Origin of the sequence: Shewanella scandinavica (assembly GCF_031932065.1) — a bacterium.
In the GTDB taxonomy this organism is placed as follows: Bacteria; Pseudomonadota; Gammaproteobacteria; order Enterobacterales; family Shewanellaceae; genus Shewanella; species Shewanella baltica.
This window is the reverse complement of record NZ_JAUOES010000022.1, coordinates 15,716-37,169: the sequence shown is the minus strand read 5'-3', so window position 1 is coordinate 37,169 and position 21,454 is coordinate 15,716. Positions and strand designations below refer to the sequence as shown.

Genomic DNA, 21,454 nt, shown 5'->3' with positions numbered 1-21,454 from the left:
TGAAACTCGATCCTACCAGCCCAAGTTTGAATATTATGCTCGCAAACCCACGCGGTTTTTGTGCGGGTGTTGATCGTGCTATCAGTATTGTCGAACGGGCGTTGGAATTGTTTTCACCGCCTATCTATGTTCGCCATGAAGTCGTACATAATCGCTATGTCGTGCAGAATCTGAAGGATCGCGGTGCGGTTTTTGTCGAAGAGTTAGATCAAGTGCCGGATAACAACATTGTTATCTTCAGTGCTCATGGTGTATCCCAAGCTGTGAGACAAGAAGCAAAGGCGAGAGGGTTGAGAGTTTTTGATGCGACTTGTCCCTTAGTCACCAAAGTACATCTTCAAGTGACGCGAGCAAGCCGTAAAGGTATTGAGTGCATTCTGATTGGACATGAAGGCCACCCTGAGGTAGAGGGGACTATGGGTCAATACGATAATCCTAACGGCGGCGTTTATTTAATTGAATCGCCTGCCGATGTGGATGCGCTAGAAGTGCGCGACCCTAATAATCTCTGCTTTGTGACCCAAACAACCTTATCAGTCGATGATACGTTAGACATTATTGCCGCGTTGCAAAAAAGGTTTCCTTCAATTGAAGGACCTCGCAAGGACGATATTTGTTATGCGACTCAAAATCGTCAAGATGCAGTACGTAATCTGTCTGCAGATGTGGATTTGTTGATTGTTGTCGGATCAAAAAACAGCTCTAACTCTAATCGGTTACGCGAGCTCGCATTGAAGACGGGAACCCAGTCTTACCTGGTAGATACTGCTGACGATGTTGAATCTAGCTGGTTCGATAATGTTTCGCGTGTTGCTGTTACCGCAGGTGCTTCTGCACCTGAGGTCCTAGTTCAACAAGTTGTCCAAGCAATTGCGAAACTTGCGCCTAGTGTGGTAACTGAGGTCGAAGGCCGTAAGGAAGACACTGTCTTTGCGGTGCCTGCTGAACTACGCTAAATCTATGTGCTGTTAAGTTATTAATAAAAAAGAGGCGCTAAGCCTCTTTTTTATTGCCTCAAATTCATTCAAGGCATAATGATATCAATGCTTATATGCTATTGTTACTGGCTACTTACATTTTACTCATCTATTATTAACTGTTGGTGTTTTTTGTCGTAAGACTAAGATTTTAAAAGGGTAAATGGCTGAAAAGCTTGTCAAAAATATGGCTAAATTCGAACGATTGACACAAAAGGAATTTAAACGAGGCTTCTCATTAATTGAGGTGCTTGTTGCATTAGTGATTTTAGTAATTGGCTTAATCGGTATTTTTAATTTACACATTGTGGCTAAACGCGGCAGCTTTGAATCTTTTCAGCAGACGCAGGCCTCATATTATGCCAACGATGTAATAAATAGAATGAAGTTGAATGCCACTCAATTGGGCACTTATGCAGGTACTTATACCGGAACATTAGCTGCGCCTTCGTTAAGTTGTATAGGGGGTAATTTATGTTCACCTGCTCAAACAGCGTTATGGGATAAATATGAATGGGAACAAGCTTTATTTGGAGCGTTTGAGATTGTTGGGAGTCAGAAGGTAGGAGGGCTAGAGAGCCCAGTAGGTTGCATTAACATAAATTCTAATACTGTAACTGTGATTATTACTTGGAGAGGAATTAGGGAAACTTCAGACGGCATTGGCGCATTAAGCTGTGGCTCGACCACTCCAGACAAAAAACGCCGTGTCTTCTCTGTTAAAACGGTGATTATTTAAATGTTTCATTTGAATCAAGTTTATGGGTATCAAAAGGGAATGTCACTCGTTGAGATCATGGTCGCGATGGTCATAGGACTTTTTTTGACTCTGGGTGTATTCACTATGTTCAATATGTCATCTTCAAATGTAACAACTACTAGTCAATATAATCAGTTACAAGAAAATGGCAGGATAGCTTTGGTTATTTTAGAACGAGATCTTAGCCAGTTGGGTTTTATGGGAGATATAACTGGCACAGACTTTGTCCTTGGTTCAAATGCGACTATTTCCATAGGGACTGCTGTAGTGAATGACTGTGTAGGTGACGGCGTCAATAACGCTAGTTTACCAAACAATCAACCTGCACATTTTCGACGTCTATGGGGTTATGAGAATGGCGTTAGCAGCCAATCATTTGCATGTTTGTCAGATGTTAAGGCCAAAACAGATGTGTTGCAGATTAAGAGGTTGATTGGGCCCCCTGTTGAAGCGGCAGATGTAGAATTAACCCGTTTTTACGTATCGGCTACGTCTAGTGAAGCCGTATTCTTTAGTGGCGCAGGAGGCGTACCGGCATTACCTAATGCGCGGATCTGGGAATATCAGCATCATATTTATTACATAAAGAATGATGCCGATGGAATTCCTGTACTGAGACGAAGAACTCTTTCTACTGGAAACGGTATGTCGAATGAAGAGCAGCTCGTTGAAGGCATTGAAAATATGCGTATTTTATATGGGTTTGATAATGATGGTGATGACACTCCCGATGCATTTATGTCTGCAGCGGAAGTGACATCTCTTATGTGGGACAATCAAGAGTTTCAACGTCTCGTCGCCTTAAAAGTTTATATTTTAGTGCGATCAATACAAGAAGATCGTAGTTATACAAACGTCACAAAATACCGATTAGGTGATAAAGATACTAATACTAAAATTCCAGTGACGGAAGATCACTTTAGACGGAAAGTACTTTCTACCACTGTGGTTTTAGAGAACCCAGTATTGATGCGAAATTGAGTTATGAAGCGGACTTTGAGGCTATTTATGAAAAAACAAGAAGGTATTGTGCTGTTTTTCGCTTTGATAGTGCTCATTATTATGACAGTCATAGGTGTTGCTCTTGCTGTCAATTCGACAACATCTCTACGAATGGCTGGGGCGGGTTCAGAAAGAATAGAAGCACAAAGTATCGCCGGCGGTGGGCTTGATGAGGCTATTGAAAACTCGAAAGGCTCTACATTGGCGAATATGGCTGTAGAAACGACACTAACAAGTACGCTCGGAAGCAAACAATTATTAACGCCTATGCCTAAAGATGGCACAGTTCAGGATGTTAGTTGTCAACGTAATACTAAAGCAAGTGGTGCAAATTTGGTTAGTTGCCGTCGTATTGAGATTAGCAGCAGTGCATCATTTGGTCGGGATAATCTGGGCCAGTTGACGGTTGTTGCTGGTATTGAGCAAGAAGTGCTTACGGGGAGTTGATCATGTGGAAAATAGTAACCTTCACTTGTTTGTTTTTCTTGATAGGTCTATCAAGTCAAACTCACGGAGATGATACAGAACTTTATGTCTTTGAAACGGCAACAGATGCTGGAGCACGTCCAAAAGTTCTTATTATTTTTGATAACTCTGGCAGTATGGATACATGGGAGAATGTCCCTGATCCTGATTATGTTCCTCCAGCCGATTACAATTCTGACTATAATCCTTCGACCGATTACTCCGGCTCTGGTATTAAAGATATTATCTATTTTTCAACAAGCTCTAGTACTGATCTTGAGTCATTGTTGGATTCCAATAAGCGTTTTTATACCAAATACAATGGATGCCATCAAAGTTGGGCCCCATTGGCTGAGTATGGTTTTTTTAAAGGTCATGTAAGTGAGTATTATTCTAGAAACTGGGATGATCTTAGAACCAATCAAGATCTGAGTAAAACAAGATATGTTGATTGCAGGGAGGATATTACAACAGCAGATCCTATTAATTCCAGTGATTATGGTCACTCTGGATTTCCAAAGGATGGTTCAAAGAGTACACCTTATACTCATGTCTCAAGTCCATCAGATAATAACTGGAATTCAGCTATATCTACAGCGAAGGAAACGGATATAGGTAAAGGCGGTTCGGTAACGCTTTACACTGAAAACTATCTTTTATGGTATAAGCTTATTAAGAATGGCAACATTCCTATAGTGTCAAAGAAGCGTATTGATATTGCAAAAAAAGCGATTACAGATGTAATTAATACGACTCCTTCAGTTGACTTTGGATTGGCAGTATTTAATGCTAATTCTAATGGGAAGGATGGAGGCAGAATTGTTTCTGGCATTCGGGATATGAGTCCAGGAACAACTCCCGGTATTGTTGCTAGAAGTAGTATAGTATCTACAATTATGAAATTGAATGCAGAAACCAATACTCCATTATGTGAAACTTTAGTTGAGGCGTATCAATACTTTTCAGGAGGATTAGTTAAGTTTGGTCATAAAGATAGTAGCAGTCCCAGTTATGATACAAGTATTGAGTCTGGTTCAAATTATATGACACCCCTTAAAATCTGCAATGACATGGCATATGTAATTTATGTAACGGATGGGGCGCCATATTATGATTCTGATGCTAATACCTATGTGAAAAATTTGACTGATGGTGGCAATAAATTGGGAAATTATGCGCCTATGTATGCAAGAACATATAATGGTTGGGCTGATAGCTATCTTCCCGCGTTGGCGAGTTATATGTACCACAATGATTTAGTCAATAAAAATGATGCTAATGGTGATAACCCACTTCAAAATGTTCGAACTTTTACTATTGGATTTAGCTCCGGTGCTGATGATGCCGCCCCTCTTTTGATTGAAACAGCAAAACGAGGCGGTGGCAAATATTTTGCAGCTCAAGACAGTTTACAATTAACGAATGCATTATCCGATGCATTGAGTTCTATTCTCGAGATAGATTCAAGTTTTACCTCACCAAGCATTGCCAGTAATAATTTTGACCGTACTCAGACTTTCGATTCCGCATATTATGCTATGTTTTTGCCAGGAAAAGGTCCTAGATGGGTTGGTAATCTCAAAAAATTAAAGGTGACTTCGAGTGGTATATTGGTGGACACCGAAGGAAATGTTGCCATTGGTGATAATGGCAACATTAAAAAAACAGTTTGTACATATTGGACTGACTGTAGTAATGGTTCCGATGGCAATCAAGTGGAAGTAGGTGGTGTCTCACAAATGCTAGAAGGGTTAAATAGTAGAAAAATATATAGCAATACTGCAAGTAGTAACGGGCTTGAGCTCCTTACTGTAATCAATGCATCAAATGGAAGTACTGCTAATTTAGCTACTTATATGAGTATTGATGAAGCTGAGCTAGATTCTACGTTCAAATGGATCCATGGAGTAGATGTGGATGATGAAGATGGCGATGGCAGTACTACAGACAAACGCACCGATATTATGGGGGATCCACTTCATTCCAAGCCATTAGCAATAAATTTCGGTACCAATGCGGCACCGGATGTGCGAATTATTTTAGGTACTAACCATGGTTTATTACATATGTTTAAAGATGCTGGAACAAGTGTCGATGAATCATGGGCATTTATGCCGTATGAGTTGTTACCAAATGTTCCTAAATTACGAGAAAATCTGTCCAGTGGACACTATGTTTACGGCATGGATGCTTCACCTGTCGCTTATGTGAAAAGTGGTACGAGTGGTGGAAAACCAACTGCTGCTTGGGTTTTCTCAGGTATGAGGAGAGGTGGTTCATCTTATTATGCATTAAATGTAACATCGCCCGATACACCTAGCTTAATGTGGGTTATTAATCCAGATACGGCGGGATTTTCTGAACTAGGACAAACTTGGGCTGAGCCAGTAATAACATTAATTCCAGGACATGATAAACCCGTGCTCATTTTGGGTGGCGGATATGATGTTAGCTATGATGGAACACCGTCCACTTCACCGCTGGGGAGGAATGTTTATATTGTTGATGCGGAATCCGGTGCTCTAATACACACATTTGGTTCATCTGCAGGATCTGGAGTTACTGCATTACCTGGAATTAGCGATAGTATTCCCAATTCAGTTGCGGTTTTGGATAGTAATAACGATGGTGTTTCAGATCGTATTTATGCCACGGATACTGGAGGAAATGTTTGGCGTATGGATTTACCTAGTGTGAATACCTCTACATGGACAGCATATAAGTTTGCATCTTTAGGGGGGGATTTAGCGGCTGATCGTCGTTTCTTTGCTGAACCAGTTGTTGCTCAAACTTTATTTAGTAATATTTCTGAAGTGTCTGTTGTTAATTCTAATGGTTCGACTACGACTACTAAAAATTATCAGAATGTACCATATGATGCCATTGCAATCGGCAGTGGTAATCGTCCAACTCCATTGTCCAAATCGACCGAGGATATGTATTTTATTCTTCAGGATCGTAATGTTATAACTAAAAGTTATGGTGGTAGTGGTCATCCTGCTGCTCCAGCAGCGATTACGTTAAGTGATTTATACAATGTGACTTCAGCGGCACCATCAACTGAAAATGAAAATATACAATTTGGTAAAAAACTGGGGTGGTATTATGATTTTCAGACAACAGGAGAAAAGAGTTTAACTGCCAGTTTAATTGTTGATGGGAAAGTGTATTTCACCTCATTTATTCCACCTTCTCAGTCAGTTTCTGACACTGTATGTACTGTTTCTGGTATCGGTAGACTTTATGTATTTGATTTGCATAAAGGTATTCGTACTCTGGCTAATGTATATTATGAGTTAGGAGAGCGGGTCCCTGATACCCCTCAGATTGTCATTCCAGCGCCAGAAACAGGTAAAGAACCATATATTTACATTATTGGGGTAGGGAAAGGGGAAAAACGTGATGATGGTGAATATACTGGAACAATTAACGTAGGCTCAGGTTTGGACGTTAATAAAATTTATTACCACATAGATGATAATTAATATAGATGACAAAGATGAAATTAAACAAAGGTTTTACGTTAATAGAGGTGATGATTGCTGTGGTTATCATTGGGATTCTTGCCTCTATTGCCTACCCTTCCTATGTGCAATATGTCGCTAAAAGTGCACGTTCTGAAGGTCTAGCGGCGGTAATGAGGATTGCTAATCTGCAAGAGCAGTACTATTTAGATAACCGTGCTTATACGACAGATATGACTAAACTAGGATTGTCTGCGAGTCCATTTATTACTGAACATGGACACTATAGTGTCACGTCTTCTGGTACTGGTACTCTAACAGTGACAGCGACAGCAAAAGGTATTCAGGCATCACGGGACACAGCCTGTGCAACTATTACGTTGACAAGTGCGGGGGTAAAAGGACCGTCAGAGGAGTGTTGGAAATGAGTAAATTAATATATGCCCTCTTTTTTTTAGCGTTAGCTGGTTTTGAAGGCGAAGTTTTGGCTGAAGAATTTCAAGACTATAAGTGTTATGTTGAATCATCGTATGGGGATGAATATTTAGTATTTTTTAAGTGGAATAAAAAGGATGTAAGTCGTCAAATGATGGCTCTACCAGCGAAACAATTAACTGATAAAATGGGGAAAAAATATTTTGTCAAATCGATTGATGAGTGTGTTCCTGTTGATAAGGATTTTATTTCAACTAAAGCAAAGAAATTAGATATTCAGACCTCGAAATAGTATGTAGTGAGGGAGAGATAAAAATCTGTGTAGATAGCATTCTATCTATATGTTTGCAAGGAAGACTGTAAATGTCCGAAGACGTACTGGAGGCTGCTTACAATTTTGTGGCAGGTTAATATTCTCATAAAATAATATGGTGACATGCTATAAAATCTAAGGAAAAAGGACTGTCAAATCTCCTTGTCGTGAAGAGGTGATCTTATGGCGAGCACAGGTTCCTTATGCGCTTACAGTCGATGGCCGAATTCTGATCTTGGACGCGTTCACTGATGATTAACAGCTGCTACCATTGACGCCGTATGAAATGATGCCGCCAACATTGACGATAACGCCTTTTGATCCTTCACTTTTTCCTCCGGGGCAATAAATTAATGTTCCCGCTGATGAAAGTCCATCAGATGTGAATGTGAGAGAATCAACAGAACCTGTAATTTTGTCACTCGAATGGAAACCGTCGATTGCACGTAATTCTTTATCGGTCCCAATATATACACGAATTCCTTTGCTCCAGTCTGTTGATGTCCCGCAGGAAGTGGCGCTAGCATATGGGCATACGTTCACGGTCGCTCCATAGCTGATGGCTTGATTGCGAGCAAAGACCATAATGTCATGGATTTTTGTAATATTATTATTTACCCGCATACCTTCGTAGAGAGAGACCAGTGACGGTATTCCAATGGTCAATAAAATTGCTGCGACAGTAATTGTGACCATTAATTCAATTAAGGTAAAACCTGACATTTTTTTTTGCATGCGGACTATCCTCACTTATCTTCCATAGAGTATAAGCGAGAATGGGGCTGATAACAGCATTTGAGTCATGCCTTTTTAATCTTATGTTTTAATGTGATATAGCTTCCTTGTTGTGATGCTCAGCACGGTTTTGTTTTCAAAAAATAAATTTATTATTCATTATTTTGGCGTTGTTAGGCTAAGTACAACTTATATTTTCATCGGTTGAAAAACGAACTCTACCAGCTTGATTAACAATAACAGCTCTAGAATAAGGGCTTGTGGCTGATGAGGGACAATATTTGAGTGTTCCATTTGTACCAGATGCCAGCCCGTCAGGCTGAAACCGGATTGCTGTACGATTGTATTTAACTATGTCTTTCGAATCAAATGCATTTGTCATATTGAGTATTTTATCGCTGTCATCGAGTTGGCTATTCTTGTTAGTGTCAATGAATACTGTTAGTCCAACTTGCCAATTTTGTACGCATTTTTCATCGATAACAGCACATGCTGTCACTGTTCTGTTAAGGGTAATTGCTTGGTTACGTGCAAACTGTAGCGTTTGTTGGATGATGCGTATGCTGCTATCAGCTCTATATTGGGTATAAACATCAGTTAAGGATGGTATTCCGCCTGTAAGTAAGATCGTTAAGATGGAAAGTGAAGTCATAAGTTCTATCAGGCTAAAGCCTTTTTGATGAGTTTTCATAACAAATCCTTGTTATTTTGCGCTTGCATCCCGCGAGCGAGTGTTTGTTTTGGCTAGAATGTAATTATAAAATCTTACGTAACTGTTGTAGTGCTTTTTTTAGACTATTACGTGCTAAAAGCGATTTTGTAGAAACTGTGTTTTATGAGTAAAGCACTACATTCACTTCAATATTGACCTAACCCCGTGTAAGCTAGTGTTATTCTGTTTGTTTATGTTATTGCAAGGGATGAGGAATTTTTAATGAAAAAAGTTGAAGCCATTATTAAGCCATTTAAATTAGACGACGTAAGAGAATCCCTTGCTGAGATTGGCATTACAGGTATGACGGTTTCTGAGGTCAAGGGTTTTGGTCGTCAGAAAGGGCATACAGAGCTCTATCGTGGTGCTGAATACATGGTGGACTTTCTGCCAAAAGTGAAAATAGAGTTAGTTATCCAGGACGATCTGCTCGATCAAGCAATTGATGTGATCGTTGAAACTGCCCGCACCGGCAAAATTGGTGATGGCAAAATTTTTGTCACTGATGTTGAACGTGTTATCCGTATTCGAACGGGTGAAGAAAACGAAGAAGCGGTATAAACTGCTGACTAACGAATCTAAAGGGCCTGTGGCCCTTTTTTGTTAGTTAAGTTGATGGAAGTACTGCTGAGTTTCTGAAATATCTTTAATGCAAAATCGTCAGTTTTACTGAACTAATGTAGTTATCTCTTATCTGTAACATGGTATAACTGAGCCTCGCAAATGAGTTTTATGAGGTTGTCATTTTGGCTACAAAAAGAATAGTGATCGTGGGCGGTGGTGCAGCTGGTTTAGCACTTGCATCTAAGTTGGGCCGTAAATGGGGCGGTAGTGATGTCGTCGATGTGTGCTTAATTGACCGAAGTCCTATTCATATTTGGAAGCCTAAATTACACGAAGTTGCTGTTGGCGTGATCGATCAATCTATTGAAGGTTTACTCTACCGCGATCATGGGCTTAAAAATGGTTACCGCTATATTCGCGGTGAGATAGAGCAGTGCGACCCTGATGCTAAATCGATTCAGTTAGCCGCCGTCTATAATGACGAAGGCGAGTTACTCTTAGAGCAGCGACAAATCGATTATGATTTTTTAGTCCTTGCTCTTGGTGGTGTTTCTAATAGTTTCAATACATTAGGAGCTGATGAACACTGCATCTTCTTAGATAGCCTTGAAAATGCCAACCTATTCCATCATAAATTACTCGACGCATTACTCCAATTAAACGAAACACAAGAAAGAGTCAGTATTGGCATTGTTGGTGCTGGTGCGACCGGTGTTGAATTAGCGGCAGAACTTCATCATGTGATTGAATCTGTTAAAGAGTATGGCTATCTGAACATTGCTAAACATCACCTTGATGTGCATTTGATTGAAGCATCACCCAAAATTCTCCCCCAATTGCCTGAGCGTGTGAGTGCTAGGGCTCAGTCTGTTCTTGATAAAATAGGTATACGTTTACATATTGGTGTTCAAGTTAAAGAAGTGACTCGTGATGGTTTTATCACTCAAGATGGTGATGTCATTAAAGCGGGCTTAAAAGTTTGGGCGGCAGGTGTAAAAGGGCCGAAAGCGTTTCAGAATTTTACTAAATTGCCCATTACGCTGCGAAATCAAGTAGAAGTTGATGATTGTATGCGAGTTAAAGGTCATCAAGATATTTATGCCCTCGGTGATTGCGCCTTATTGATCCAAAATTCCGGTCAGCCTGTCCCACCAAGGGCGCAAGCTGCAGCCCAGATGGCTGATACCTTGTTTGATAATATCGTTAATCGGTTACAAGGTAAGCCTGAAAAGGCTTTTGTTTATAAAGATTACGGCTCATTAGTGTCATTAAGCCGCTTCTCTGCAGTAGGCAATTTGATGGGAAACTTACGTTCTGGCACTTTCTTTGTAGAAGGGCATATTGCAAGATTGATGTATATATCTTTGTATCAAAGGCATTTAGCCAGTCTTTATGGTTGGTTTTCGGCAATTGTGTATCGATTGGCGCAAAAATTATTGAAATGGCAGCGGCCAAAACTTAAATTACATTAATATCTATGTAATTTAATATGACTAAAAGAGAGCAAATATGCTCTCTTTTTTATGGTTTAGGAATAGCCGACGAGTCGCGAATGATAGGTTCAGGCGTAAAAGTCTTAGAATATATTGCATCTTGCTCGCGACGTTTTGCGATTAATAATTCCGTTGCGACTTGCGCTATTTCTGCGTTTGGCTGATGTACTGTGGTCAGTTTAGGCCAAGTTTGACGTGAGAATGGGCTATCTTCGAAACCGACAATCGATAAGTCTACAGGGATATCTAAGCCCGCTAAACGAGCCGCAAAAAGTGCACCAGCGGCAATTTCATCGTTACAAGCTACAATCGCAGTCGGACGATGTTCTAGTTTAATAAGCTTATTCGCACCGTCAACACCGGACTCAAATGAGTACTTCCCTTCAATTATGTAGTTTTCATCCAGTTCTAGGCCATTTATTGTTAATGCTTGTTTAAAACCAAGTAACCGTTCTTTGGTGGATTCATGGTGTAAATCCCCACTTAAAAAAGCAATATGCTGGTGGCCTAAGTCAATTAGATGCTGGGTGATTTCAACGGCACCAAATTTATCGTTGACTAAAATAGTCAATCCATTCTGATCCTTGTCCTTTTCGCCTGCAATAATGCGCACATAGTTAGCATCAATCTCCGTAAGCGCTTTGAGTACTTTTGGGTCTTCTGACAAGGGAGGCGTCAGTACTAATCCCGCTAGCCTAGAATATTTGACTAGTGCTGTAAGTTCATCACAAATGGTCTCTGATTTAGCATTACAAGGGTGGATGACAAGTTCATAGCCCTTGTCTTTACAGGCTGCCAAGATCCCATTTTGCATATCAATAATGTAGTATGCGTTTGGATTATCGTAAATAAAACCAATAGCATAGGATTTTGTGCCCGCAAGGTTTCTCGCTGCTAAATTAGGTTGATAGTTAAGTGCTTTTATCGCCTCGTTCACTTTGTCAACTGTGGCCTGCTTCACTGAAGGTTCGTTATTGGTGACACGGGATACTGTCTTAATAGACACTCCAGCATATTTAGCTACGTCGTTGATAGTGACTTTCATTGATGTAAAAACTCTTTGTCTAAGGTCGCGAAGGGTTAACTGTTCTATGAACGTAAATTCTTTGCCAGCAATTTACAAGCTTACATTTTTATCAGTATTTTCTTACTTATACGTCTTATAGTGCGAGCTTTTGATGTGCTTAGCAATCCTGAATTGTTACAAATTGGCGTTAATTTATCGTTGTTACAATTATGCTGGGAGTTGTAAATTTACATCATAATATTAAAGCTCATGTTTTATAATGATTTTTAATAAAACTACTGATTCAAAATTCTGCTTTATGACATTTTTTTGCTTCCATCGTTATTTTGTTGTGGCAAGGCTGTTAATTATTGTGTAATGTTTGCACTAGACATGACAGCGTTGTCATTCCATCGGGAATGGTTATGAATACTAAAACGATAATAAAGTTATGGAAGGGAAACGAGATGCGACCATCTACCTTTAAGAAAACTGTACTAGCAACAAATATTGCTGTCCTACTCGGCAGTGCTGTATCCATCAGCGCTGTCGCTGCAGATGCAGCGGCAACCGCCGCCGTACCTGAAAATATTGAAAAAATTGAAGTTCGCGGTATTCGCGCTTCAAATAAAGCCAATATCAATGAAAAACGATTTTCTAACGCAGTAGTGGATGCTGTTACTGCGGAAGATATTGGTAAATTTCCTGATTCTGATGTTGGCCAAGCTCTCGGTCGCGTCCCTGGCGTAACTGTGGGGCGTACATTTGGGCAAGGTAGTTCAGTTTCTATCCGTGGTACCGATCCTTTAATGACTCTGACCACCTTAAATGGCCAGAACGTAGCATCTACTGGTTGGTACGATCAAATGAACGTCGACCGTTCGTTCAACTATTCTATGTTACCTTCTGAACTGATTGGTGGCATGGAAGTGTACAAGTCCACTCAAGCCAACCTTGTTGAAGGTGGTATCGGTGGTACTGTTATCGTTAAAACCCGTAAGCCTCTAGATATGGATGCTAATTCTGTATTTGTTTCTGCAAAGGGCGAATATGGCACTGTAAATGAAGATATAGCACCTGAATTATCAGGTTTGTATAGCTGGAAAAATGATGACGAGACATTTGGTGTTTTAGTTGCGGGTTCATATATTGACCGTGAGTATTTACGGACTGGTACTGAAGCGGATTTAGATTGGGGTGGACGTTCTTCTGTTCAGCCATCTAGTTTCTTGCAGCAGCAAGAGCGAACTGCGCTAGATGCAACACTACAATTCAGACCAACGGATAATTTAGAATTAGGTGCGCACGTACTATCACTGAAACTCGGTGCTGATAGTATTGGCGCTAACATGTATATTGAAACTGATACAAACTGGGCTGGCGCCCCTAAAGATGGCACCGCTGGACCCGGTAATACAACTAATCCTTCAGCATGTAAACAATTCAATGCTGCTGGTGTTTGTACGTTAAGTGTCACACCTGAAAATGCGCCATCAGATGTGTTCTTCCAAAACTGGGCGCGTAAAGGTGAGATGACGTCAGATACCTTTGAGTTGAACGCTGACTATAAAGGTGATGGTTTCGCAATTTCAGGTGTTGCAGGAAAGACAAAAGCTGAAGGTGGTACTCAAATGAGTGCTAACTTTGGTTATGGTTGGTGGGGTGATAAATTTGGTCAAGTTAAGTGGGCTGGCACTGTAGATGCTACAGGTAAACAGGTAGATATTAATGGTCGTGATATGGGCTTTACCCAAGACCAACTGGATACAACTGTGAGTACATCAACTTGGACGGGGATTAAAGGACCTAACTCTGACGAAGAAACTTATTTTCAGTTAGATGTTGATTTTGACCTTGACCTAGGTGTTATCAATAAGTTCGAAACAGGTGTTCGTTACACACAACATGAGTTTGAGAAAAGCGAATACCGCGCCATCTATGATCCAACCAAAACAAATGAATTTAAAACTTCAGACCTTTACAGTGGCACAATGAAGTTAGGTTATGACGGTTGGACGATTCCTAAAGCTGACCTAGACGCTATGATTAATGCCACAGAGTCTCTGGTTGATCAATTTGCCTACAGCCGCTCAGCCTATGGTTTAATCGAAGAAGACAACCTATCTATGTATGGTATGTTCTCGTTTGATGGTGAAGGTTTCCGCGGTAACTTTGGTTTACGTTATATCCAGACTGATGTCACTTCGAGCGGTCATGTGATTGATAACTCACCAGCGGATATCTTAGCTGTTAACCAAGGTTGGAGTGAAGAGCTTCATAGCGTTAAAGACAGCTATAGTGATGTCTTACCGAGCTTCAACATTTCATTCGATTTAGCTCAGGATTTGATCTTACGTATGTCAGCAGGACAAGCTATTACTCGTCCTAACTATGATAATTTGTTCCTAGCAACTTTAACTGGATTCCCAGATGATCGTAAAGGGAATGAAGCTTTAACGAAAGGAACTCCAGGCTTAAAGCCGATGAAGTCCTCGCAGGCTGATTTGAGTCTTGAATATTACTATGGTGATGGCAATCTTGTTTCTGCTACATACTTTATAAAAGACATAAGCAATTTTATTGTCGCTTCGTCAGAGTTTAATCAATCCATTGGTATCATAAATAAGGATTTAGAGGTGCCAGCTGATAGTTGGACCGTTAATACCTATGAAAATGCCGGTGGTGGTGAGATCGATGGTGTCGAACTGCAGTTAAACCATGCATTTGATAACGGTTTCGGTGTTAATGCGAACTATACATATGCAGATGGTAGTGCACCTTCAGAAGTTTATACTGACAACATAGGTATGTTTACTGAGTCATCAAAGCATAGTGCTAACTTAGTCGGCTACTGGGAGAATGATGATTTCTCAGCACGTGCCGCTTATAACTGGCGTTCTGAGTACATGGTTCGTGAATATGGTAAGTATTACGGCAACCGTATGCATGATGCCTTTGGTACACTCGATGTGACTTTAGGTTGGAATGTGACAGAAGCTATTGCATTACGTCTTGAAATTGTTAACTTAACAGCTGAAGATGACGTTCAATATGGTGCTGCTGGCGTAGGTACTGAAGTTAAGCCTGCGCTTCAAGATGATTTCCCTGCATGGTCATTTAAAGGCGAAACGACATATAAACTTGGTGCTAGCTTTGTATTCTAACACTTTGTTGTAATTCAAAAGCCCAGTCTTGACTGGGCTTTTTTATAGGTAAACAAACACTATGAAAATCAAACGTATTGCAATTATAGGAGGCGGAACCGCCGGATGGTTAGCTGCAAATCACCTTGGGGCTGAGTTGTGCCATGATCCTGAAATAGAGATTACTTTGATTGAGTCGTTAGATGTGCCAACAATCGGTGTCGGTGAAGGAAGTGTTCCATATCTAGCAAAGGGATTGAAGCGGTTTGGCATTTCCGAAGCAGAGTTATTGCTGGCTTGTGATGCGACTTTTAAGCAAGGAATCAAGTTTGTTAATTGGCTCGATAAAAACGTGCATGGAGACAACCATTACTATCATGCTTTCGATGCCCCTTACCCTGCAGGTATTGATGTCTCAAGTTACTGGGTTTCTCACGCGAGTCAACGTCCATTTGATGATGTTGGCATTCAGGCAAGGATTTGTGACTTAGGTTTATCCCCTAAGCTAAAAGGCTCGGGAGACTATGATGGGGCCTTATCTTATGCCTATCATTTTAATGCATTAAAGTTTGCAGGTTTATTAGCAAAGAACGCACAAAAAAAGTTTAATGTTAAGCATCAATTTGCCACTATTGTTGGAGTAGAGCGGGATCAATTTGGGCTGATTTCACATTTAATCACTGCTGATAATTCATCATTAGCTTTTGATTTTTATGTGGATTGTAGTGGTTTCTCTTCAATCCTAATTGATAAAGCACTGAAAGTTCCTTTTGAAAGTAAATCAAGTGAGTTACTGACTGATACTGTTTTGGTGCAGCAAGTACCTCTGAATGTAAGAGAAAATATCAATCCCTATACAACTGCGACAGCCCATAAGGCAGGTTGGATATGGGATATTCCACTCACTACACGTCGCGGAACTGGCTTTGTTTACTCAAGTCGGCATATGAGTGATGAGGAGGCTTTAACGTTATATGCTGATTACTTACAAGTCGATAAAGTTCAATTCAAGCCGCGGAAAATTCCGATGGAGATTGGTTATAGGAAGGAGTTTTGGCATAAAAACTGTGTTGCTTTAGGATTGGCCCAAGGCTTTGTTGAGCCACTTGAGGCGACATCTATATTAGTTTCCGATTTTTCTGCTGAACTGTTAGCTCGTCATTTCCCTCGAACTATAGAGGATATTAGCGTCTCTACTTCATATTATAATAGTGTTATTACGTATGTTTGGGAGCGTGTTGTTGACTTCATTAAGTTGCACTATTGTATTTCTGACCGGAAAGATTCATCATTTTGGTTAGATAATCAAAAAGAGGATACTATTTCATTTGAGTTAAAACAGCGCTTAGCTAGATTCAAATTACGTCCTCCGCATCAGTCTGACTTTTTTAGTCGTTTTGATTTATTTGATCATAAGAATTTTTTGTATGTTTTATATGGAATGAAATTTAAAACAAATCATTCAGTTTTATCTCGGCAAGAAATTAAACATTGTGAGACACTTTTCTCTGATAATGACCTCTTAGTTGGGCGAGCTGAAACCTTACTCTTAAATCATAGAGAATGGTTGGAAGGATTAATGCGCGCTGTTGAAGGTAAGACGCTTAAGTAGATAGTCATGAGGATATTAAATGTTAGTGCCTGTATTTGAACAAGCTATTTGTGTGTTTGATTTCGACGAATATGATAGTTTTGAGGGGAAACACGAAACATACAGTACACTTGAAACGCTGTTTTCACTTCCTGATGTGATCAATGAAGGGAACGTTCCTGATGCGAAAGGGGGACGGGCATTATCAACTGCACATCTTTACAAAACCCATCCAATTCCACAATTATTAAACTTCAAAACCAATCCTTTAGGTGATTGGATTTTAAGGCGTATATTTGAATCTGCTATTTTGTTAGGGTTTCAGAATACTCGAGATATTAAAAAGCTTAAGTATCACCGAACTTGGGCAAATAGGATGGAGTATAATTGTGATGCAATTGCCCATAGGCATGCCAATAACGATTGGACTATTCCTCATTTAGTTGCAATATATTATACCGATGTGCCAGATGAAAGTGCAGACTTGGTTTTTATTAATGATAAAGATAACAGCATTATGCGGGGTGATCATTGTCACGAATACCCGGCTGAGAAGCAATATATTGTCAAATCAAAAACAGGTCGACTTGTTTGTCATGACGCAAGATTTTTACATGGAACAACTGTACACAAGAGCCACTTACCACGTACATGCTTAGTTATTGAAGTTGGCTTTCCACCATTAAATAAATAACGGTGTAATCAAACTTTATTTAATTTTATTCTTATAGAAAGTAGTATTTAAAATAATGTAATTAAATTCTATCAGTAGGCATAGTGCTTTTTATTTAGTTTCATCGTCTATTTTAACTTTGTAGCATAAAAAATGTTACAGCATAACAACCCCCGTCAAAATGATCCAAATGGAGAAAAAGAGTTTTAATACTTTTACTGGGAGATATAGCGCTAATTTGCGAGCAAGTAATCCCCCGATAACGGCGCCCGGGCCTGCGAATAACACTAACTCAAAGAGGGCTTGGCTATTTGTTGAAAAGATATGAATAGGGCTTGCCGACCAAACGGTAATCGCAGAGACAACAACGCCGGTGGCGACTGCCATTTTGGCGCATAGTCCCCGTAACATCAGATAAATCACCACTAATTCTCCGACGCCTACCGATAACCAAGCTGTGATAATACCGCCGAAATAACCAATGAGAGCGAGCGATAGAAAATCAATCGGCATTATAGCGCGAGTTATTTGCGTACTTCTTTTGCTACTGAGAATGATGGCAATACCGAGTATTATCGAGAAAATGCTGAAACTTGTGTGTAGCGAAGAGGGCGCATTGAGCTGTAGTAATTGGCTACTCCAGAAACCTAATACTGAAAAGAAGGCGGCAAGTAATGCTGCTTTCACAAAACCAGACCAGGTGACATCTTCTCGGTGACGTTTTTGATAATGCAGTGACCATGAAATCGCGCCTGCTGTCATACCAAAGCATTGGATCATAAATGAAGTCGCGATGCTTTGAGACTCACTAAAGTTGAGGCTCGAAAAAACGGGAATAAAGATGACGCCACCGCCTGCTCCCGTCGCATTGGCAAATATCGCTCCTGTAATACCCAGAAAAATAAAGCGGCCATATTCTTGGATAAGATCAAATGGCGAATGAAAATGGCTCGCCCAAAATAACCAAACTCCACAAAGTAGCAATATCAAACTGAGGTTTCGGTAGTGCCGAGTTAAGCGCGGAGCAGATTGGGTATTACTGGGCACTAATGTGTTAAGGGGACTCATCGATAGCTACCGTGATCTTTGTCATGTTATCGCCATGTTACCAATGAAAGACAACGTTGTCACATAAGCTTGAGTAAATAAATTAAACATTTTAAGTCATTGAATAATAATGACTTAAAATGTCTATTCATAAAAAATAACAATAATTGTCAAAAAAATGTAGAAATCCTGTTCTTTCTTGTGTACTTTAACAATGACAACGCTGTCATCTGCTTGTGTGATACGTTGTTTGTAAGGTCTGCATGAGAGGATGAGGTCTCCTTTTCATGTGTTTGGCAGGAGTATTGCTGTCGGGCGGCTATACGTTTGTCTTTGATATTTTGATAGTCTCTCCCCAGAAACTAGCGTGGGCTGGGTACTGTAAGCAGTGCCCAGCCATTTTTTTAGGGTGTTTTTACAATATGACTTCAATGCCTACCTCAGCATTTGAACGTTAGCGGCATAGATCAATAAAACTCTCTGGTAAAAACCAGATCATAAAAAGAGGCTGCAATTTATGGCGATTCATTTAACGGCTGCGATGCGCGTCATTGCAACGGGCATGACGAGTGTCATTCGTCCTGTTTTTACACTAACGTCCGTACTCATTATCACTCAACGAGCTGTTTGCTTGTCATCTTTCATCCTAGCATTGACGGGTGTTTCGACGACCGCCTCCTTCACTGTCTTTGCTGCCGATACCGTCTCAAGTCATTTCGCTGCAAACTCAAACTCAAACTCTAAATCTGACTCTGACGCCATTAAGTCTGATGCTTCTAACACTCGGCCACCGATTTCAAAAACAATCGTCACCACCATACAACAGACTTGGCAGTTAAATTTACTTAAGGAAGCACTGCGCCGTTCGGATCGCGGCTATCAAGTACAGCAAATGTCGACTCAGATGAATCAAAAACGTAAGGTCGAAGAAGCACTCGCTGGGACAGTCGATGTATTTTGGAGCATGACCTCAAAAGAATTAGAAGAAACTGTGCTTCCCGTTCGCATTCCATTGTTTAAAGGGTTACTCGGTAATCGACTGTTGATTATCCGTAAAGCGGATGAAACGCGATTTGCCAAGGTGAAAACCATGGCGGATTTTAGGCAGTTAAAGGCGGGACAAAATCGTTATTGGCCCGATGCCACGATTTTAGAAGCCAATGGATTACCCGTCATCACGAGTTATCAGTACACCAATCTATACCCCATGTTGGAAGGTGGGCGTTTTGATTATCTTGCCCTCGGCGCCCAGGAAATTGGTGAAGAACTTGCTAGTCACCCCGATCCCGCACTTAAGGTTGATAGCCATATTCTGCTGCAATATCGCTCGCCGGCTTATTTCTTTGTGTCCCCTAAGCGCCCCGAACTTGCGGCGGCCATTTTAACTGGGCTTGAAAGTATGGTCAGCGACGGCTCTTTTGATGAGATGTTCAATCGCGAGCTAAAAATTGAGCAACTGTACCGCGAGGCAAAGTTTGAACACAGGGTCATTATCCGCCTGGATACGCCGGATTTAAGCCCGTTAACGCCAATAGAACGCAAAGAATTATGGTTAGATCTCTTTAGTATGCAAGGTGCAAAATAATGAAAACATTAGCCTTAAAAGTACAGATTGGCTTAGCAGCAGCGATTTTTATGATAGTCAGCGTGTTGTTCGGCGTATCTTACTGGTTGGCGAGCGATAAATTGGCTGCCAGTGAAACTGAGTTTGAAAACAATACCGTCGCCAATTTGCAAGTCACTATGGCGCAGCCCATCTTCACCTACGACTATGAGCAGATCTGTGCAGTGTTATCTGTGATGCTTAAATCTGCGCAGATTTATCATATTGTCGTGAGCGACCATCGCGGTAAAGTGCTCGCCGAGAGTCAACAGGCTCAAACTGTGGCCGATGAGTATCTAGTAAAACGTGAAATTCACTTTGCTGACCAAGGTAACCCAACGGGCCAATTGGCCATTCAGTTTTCTATGTTGCCCATTCGCGCTCAGTTGTCAGATTTACTCTTAGGTTATTTCTTGCAGGCGTTGTTAATTCTTGGTGGTAGTTTATTTGTGATCTTCATTATTCTTAAACGTTTAGTGATTAATCCACTGGAGAATGTTGTTCGCGCTATGGAAGAAATTGCCAGCGGTGACGGTGATTTATGTCACAGATTACCGGTTGAGAGTCAAGATGAGATTGGTCAGCTTGCTAAGGCATTTAATGGTTTTGTAGAGCAAATCCACGGCACGATTTCCAAAGTGCACGAAACCTCAGGGCAATTACTGGGCGATGCCAAAGCGCTTGGTTCACTGTCGCAAACCAACAATGATCGCGTGCAAACCCAACTAAAAGAAACCGAGGCCGCTGTGACGGCTGTAACTCAGCTGAGCGCCAGTGCTAACGAAGTTGCGATTAATGCCAAGCGCACCGCGGATGCGGCGAGTCAAGCCGATAAAGCGGTCGATGACAGTCAACGTCAGTTTGATTCGGGATTAGACATTACCCGCAAGCTGGCATCTGAATTAGCTCGCTCGGCATTGTCCGTCTCACAGTTACAGCAAGAAACCCAAAAGATTGATGAAGTGGTCGTAGTGATCAACAGTATTGCCGAGCAGACCAACTTACTGGCGCTTAATGCTGCTATTGAAGCGGCAAGGGCGGGTGAACAAGGGCGCGGTTTTGCTGTGGTGGCCGACGAAGTGCGCACGCTGGCGAGCCGAACTCAACAAGCCACAGGTGAAATACAGAAAATGATCCAGCAGGTTCAGAGCCGTGTGGCTGAAACGGTCACTGTGATGCAAGCGAGCCAAGCCCTCTCGACTCAGGGCGTAAACCGCTCGGAAGAAATTAAGTTAGTACTCACTAAAGTGACTGATTTAGTCTCAAATATCAGTAATATGAACATCGAAGTTTCCCATGCGGCGCAGGAGCAAACCTGCGTCACCGAAGCGATTTCTCGTACGTTAAATGATCTTGCCAATGTCTCAGGTTCAGCCTCACTCGATAGCGAGCACTTAGCGCACTCGAGCGAGCGACTGTTTCACCAAGGGGAAAGACTGCGGACGTTAGTAACTTCCTTCAGATTGTAGCC

At 41.0% G+C, this 21,454-nt stretch carries 18 protein-coding genes; 14 read left to right on the top strand and 4 right to left on the bottom strand.

Annotated elements, in window-relative coordinates:
- Nucleotides 1-26: 26 nt before the first annotated feature.
- The 7 genes from ispH (at nt 27) to Q4Q50_RS17080 (ending at nt 7,395) form a co-directional block, all read left to right on the top strand.
- The gene (gene ispH / locus Q4Q50_RS17110) at nt 27-956 is read left to right on the top strand and encodes a 4-hydroxy-3-methylbut-2-enyl diphosphate reductase (protein ID WP_170927454.1); all 930 of its coding nucleotides are present in this window, start codon (nt 27-29) and stop codon (nt 954-956) included.
- Between the two features lie 184 nt (nt 957-1,140).
- Nucleotides 1,141-1,716, top strand: a complete 576-nt coding sequence (gene pilV / locus Q4Q50_RS17105; RefSeq protein WP_261273734.1) for a type IV pilus modification protein PilV — start codon at nt 1,141-1,143, stop codon at nt 1,714-1,716.
- Nucleotides 1,717-2,718 (top strand): PilW family protein, encoded by a 1,002-nt coding sequence (locus tag Q4Q50_RS17100; protein WP_311900378.1) that lies wholly within the window; start codon nt 1,717-1,719, stop codon nt 2,716-2,718. It begins immediately after the preceding gene.
- Between the two features lie 27 nt (nt 2,719-2,745).
- Entirely contained in the window at nt 2,746-3,186 is a 441-nt protein-coding gene (locus Q4Q50_RS17095; protein WP_261273736.1) for a pilus assembly PilX family protein, read from the top strand.
- Nucleotides 3,186-6,689, top strand: a complete 3,504-nt coding sequence (locus tag Q4Q50_RS17090) for a pilus assembly protein (RefSeq protein WP_371824881.1) — start codon at nt 3,186-3,188, stop codon at nt 6,687-6,689. The genes Q4Q50_RS17095 and Q4Q50_RS17090 overlap by 1 nt, the downstream gene beginning before the upstream one ends.
- 14 nt (nt 6,690-6,703) lie before the next feature.
- On the top strand, nt 6,704-7,096 hold the full coding sequence (locus Q4Q50_RS17085) for a type IV pilin protein (RefSeq protein WP_311900376.1): 393 nt from the start codon (nt 6,704-6,706) through the stop codon (nt 7,094-7,096).
- A complete protein-coding gene (locus Q4Q50_RS17080; RefSeq protein WP_261273739.1) occupies nt 7,093-7,395 on the top strand; it encodes a TapY2 family type IVa secretion system protein in 303 nt (100 codons plus the stop codon). The genes Q4Q50_RS17085 and Q4Q50_RS17080 overlap by 4 nt, the downstream gene beginning before the upstream one ends.
- Nucleotides 7,396-7,671: 276 nt before the next feature.
- On the opposite strand, the gene Q4Q50_RS17075 is transcribed toward Q4Q50_RS17080, so the two are convergent.
- Both Q4Q50_RS17075 and Q4Q50_RS17070 read right to left on the bottom strand, forming a co-directional pair.
- Nucleotides 7,672-8,151, bottom strand: a complete 480-nt coding sequence (locus Q4Q50_RS17075) for a GspH/FimT family pseudopilin (RefSeq protein WP_261273740.1) — start codon at nt 8,149-8,151, stop codon at nt 7,672-7,674.
- A 178-nt stretch (nt 8,152-8,329) separates the two neighbouring features.
- The gene (locus Q4Q50_RS17070; protein ID WP_311900374.1) at nt 8,330-8,842 is read right to left on the bottom strand and encodes a GspH/FimT family pseudopilin; all 513 of its coding nucleotides are present in this window, start codon (nt 8,840-8,842) and stop codon (nt 8,330-8,332) included.
- A gap of 243 nt (nt 8,843-9,085) precedes the next feature.
- Between Q4Q50_RS17070 and glnB the strand changes: the two genes are divergently transcribed.
- On the top strand, nt 9,086-9,424 hold the full coding sequence (glnB, locus tag Q4Q50_RS17065) for a nitrogen regulatory protein P-II (protein ID WP_012088533.1): 339 nt from the start codon (nt 9,086-9,088) through the stop codon (nt 9,422-9,424).
- Between the two features lie 185 nt (nt 9,425-9,609).
- Nucleotides 9,610-10,899 (top strand): NAD(P)/FAD-dependent oxidoreductase, encoded by a 1,290-nt coding sequence (locus tag Q4Q50_RS17060; RefSeq protein ID WP_311900373.1) that lies wholly within the window; start codon nt 9,610-9,612, stop codon nt 10,897-10,899.
- A gap of 49 nt (nt 10,900-10,948) precedes the next feature.
- Here the strand turns inward: Q4Q50_RS17060 and Q4Q50_RS17055 are convergent, their stop codons facing one another.
- Nucleotides 10,949-11,965 (bottom strand): LacI family DNA-binding transcriptional regulator, encoded by a 1,017-nt coding sequence (locus Q4Q50_RS17055; protein WP_220592262.1) that lies wholly within the window; start codon nt 11,963-11,965, stop codon nt 10,949-10,951.
- Nucleotides 11,966-12,393: 428 nt separating this feature from the next.
- On the opposite strand from Q4Q50_RS17055, the gene Q4Q50_RS17050 reads away from it, so the two are divergent.
- The 3 genes from Q4Q50_RS17050 (at nt 12,394) to Q4Q50_RS17040 (ending at nt 17,354) form a co-directional block, all read left to right on the top strand.
- The gene (locus tag Q4Q50_RS17050) at nt 12,394-15,090 is read left to right on the top strand and encodes a TonB-dependent receptor (protein WP_311900409.1); all 2,697 of its coding nucleotides are present in this window, start codon (nt 12,394-12,396) and stop codon (nt 15,088-15,090) included.
- Between the two features lie 61 nt (nt 15,091-15,151).
- Nucleotides 15,152-16,681: a tryptophan halogenase family protein gene (locus Q4Q50_RS17045; protein WP_311900372.1), complete on the top strand. Its 1,530-nt coding sequence runs from the start codon at nt 15,152-15,154 to the stop codon at nt 16,679-16,681.
- 19 nt (nt 16,682-16,700) lie between these two features.
- Nucleotides 16,701-17,354, top strand: coding sequence for a putative 2OG-Fe(II) oxygenase (locus Q4Q50_RS17040; RefSeq protein ID WP_311900371.1), 654 nt, complete (start codon nt 16,701-16,703; stop codon nt 17,352-17,354).
- A 135-nt stretch (nt 17,355-17,489) separates the two neighbouring features.
- Here the strand turns inward: Q4Q50_RS17040 and Q4Q50_RS17035 are convergent, their stop codons facing one another.
- A complete protein-coding gene (locus tag Q4Q50_RS17035) occupies nt 17,490-18,401 on the bottom strand; it encodes a sulfite exporter TauE/SafE family protein (protein ID WP_311900370.1) in 912 nt (303 codons plus the stop codon).
- Nucleotides 18,402-18,897: 496 nt separating this feature from the next.
- On the opposite strand from Q4Q50_RS17035, the gene Q4Q50_RS17030 reads away from it, so the two are divergent.
- Nucleotides 18,898-19,965, top strand: a complete 1,068-nt coding sequence (locus tag Q4Q50_RS17030; RefSeq protein WP_311900369.1) for a substrate-binding periplasmic protein — start codon at nt 18,898-18,900, stop codon at nt 19,963-19,965.
- Nucleotides 19,965-21,452, top strand: coding sequence for a methyl-accepting chemotaxis protein (locus Q4Q50_RS17025; protein ID WP_311900368.1), 1,488 nt, complete (start codon nt 19,965-19,967; stop codon nt 21,450-21,452). The genes Q4Q50_RS17030 and Q4Q50_RS17025 overlap by 1 nt, the downstream gene beginning before the upstream one ends.
- The last annotated feature ends 2 nt before the right edge of the window (nt 21,453-21,454 follow it).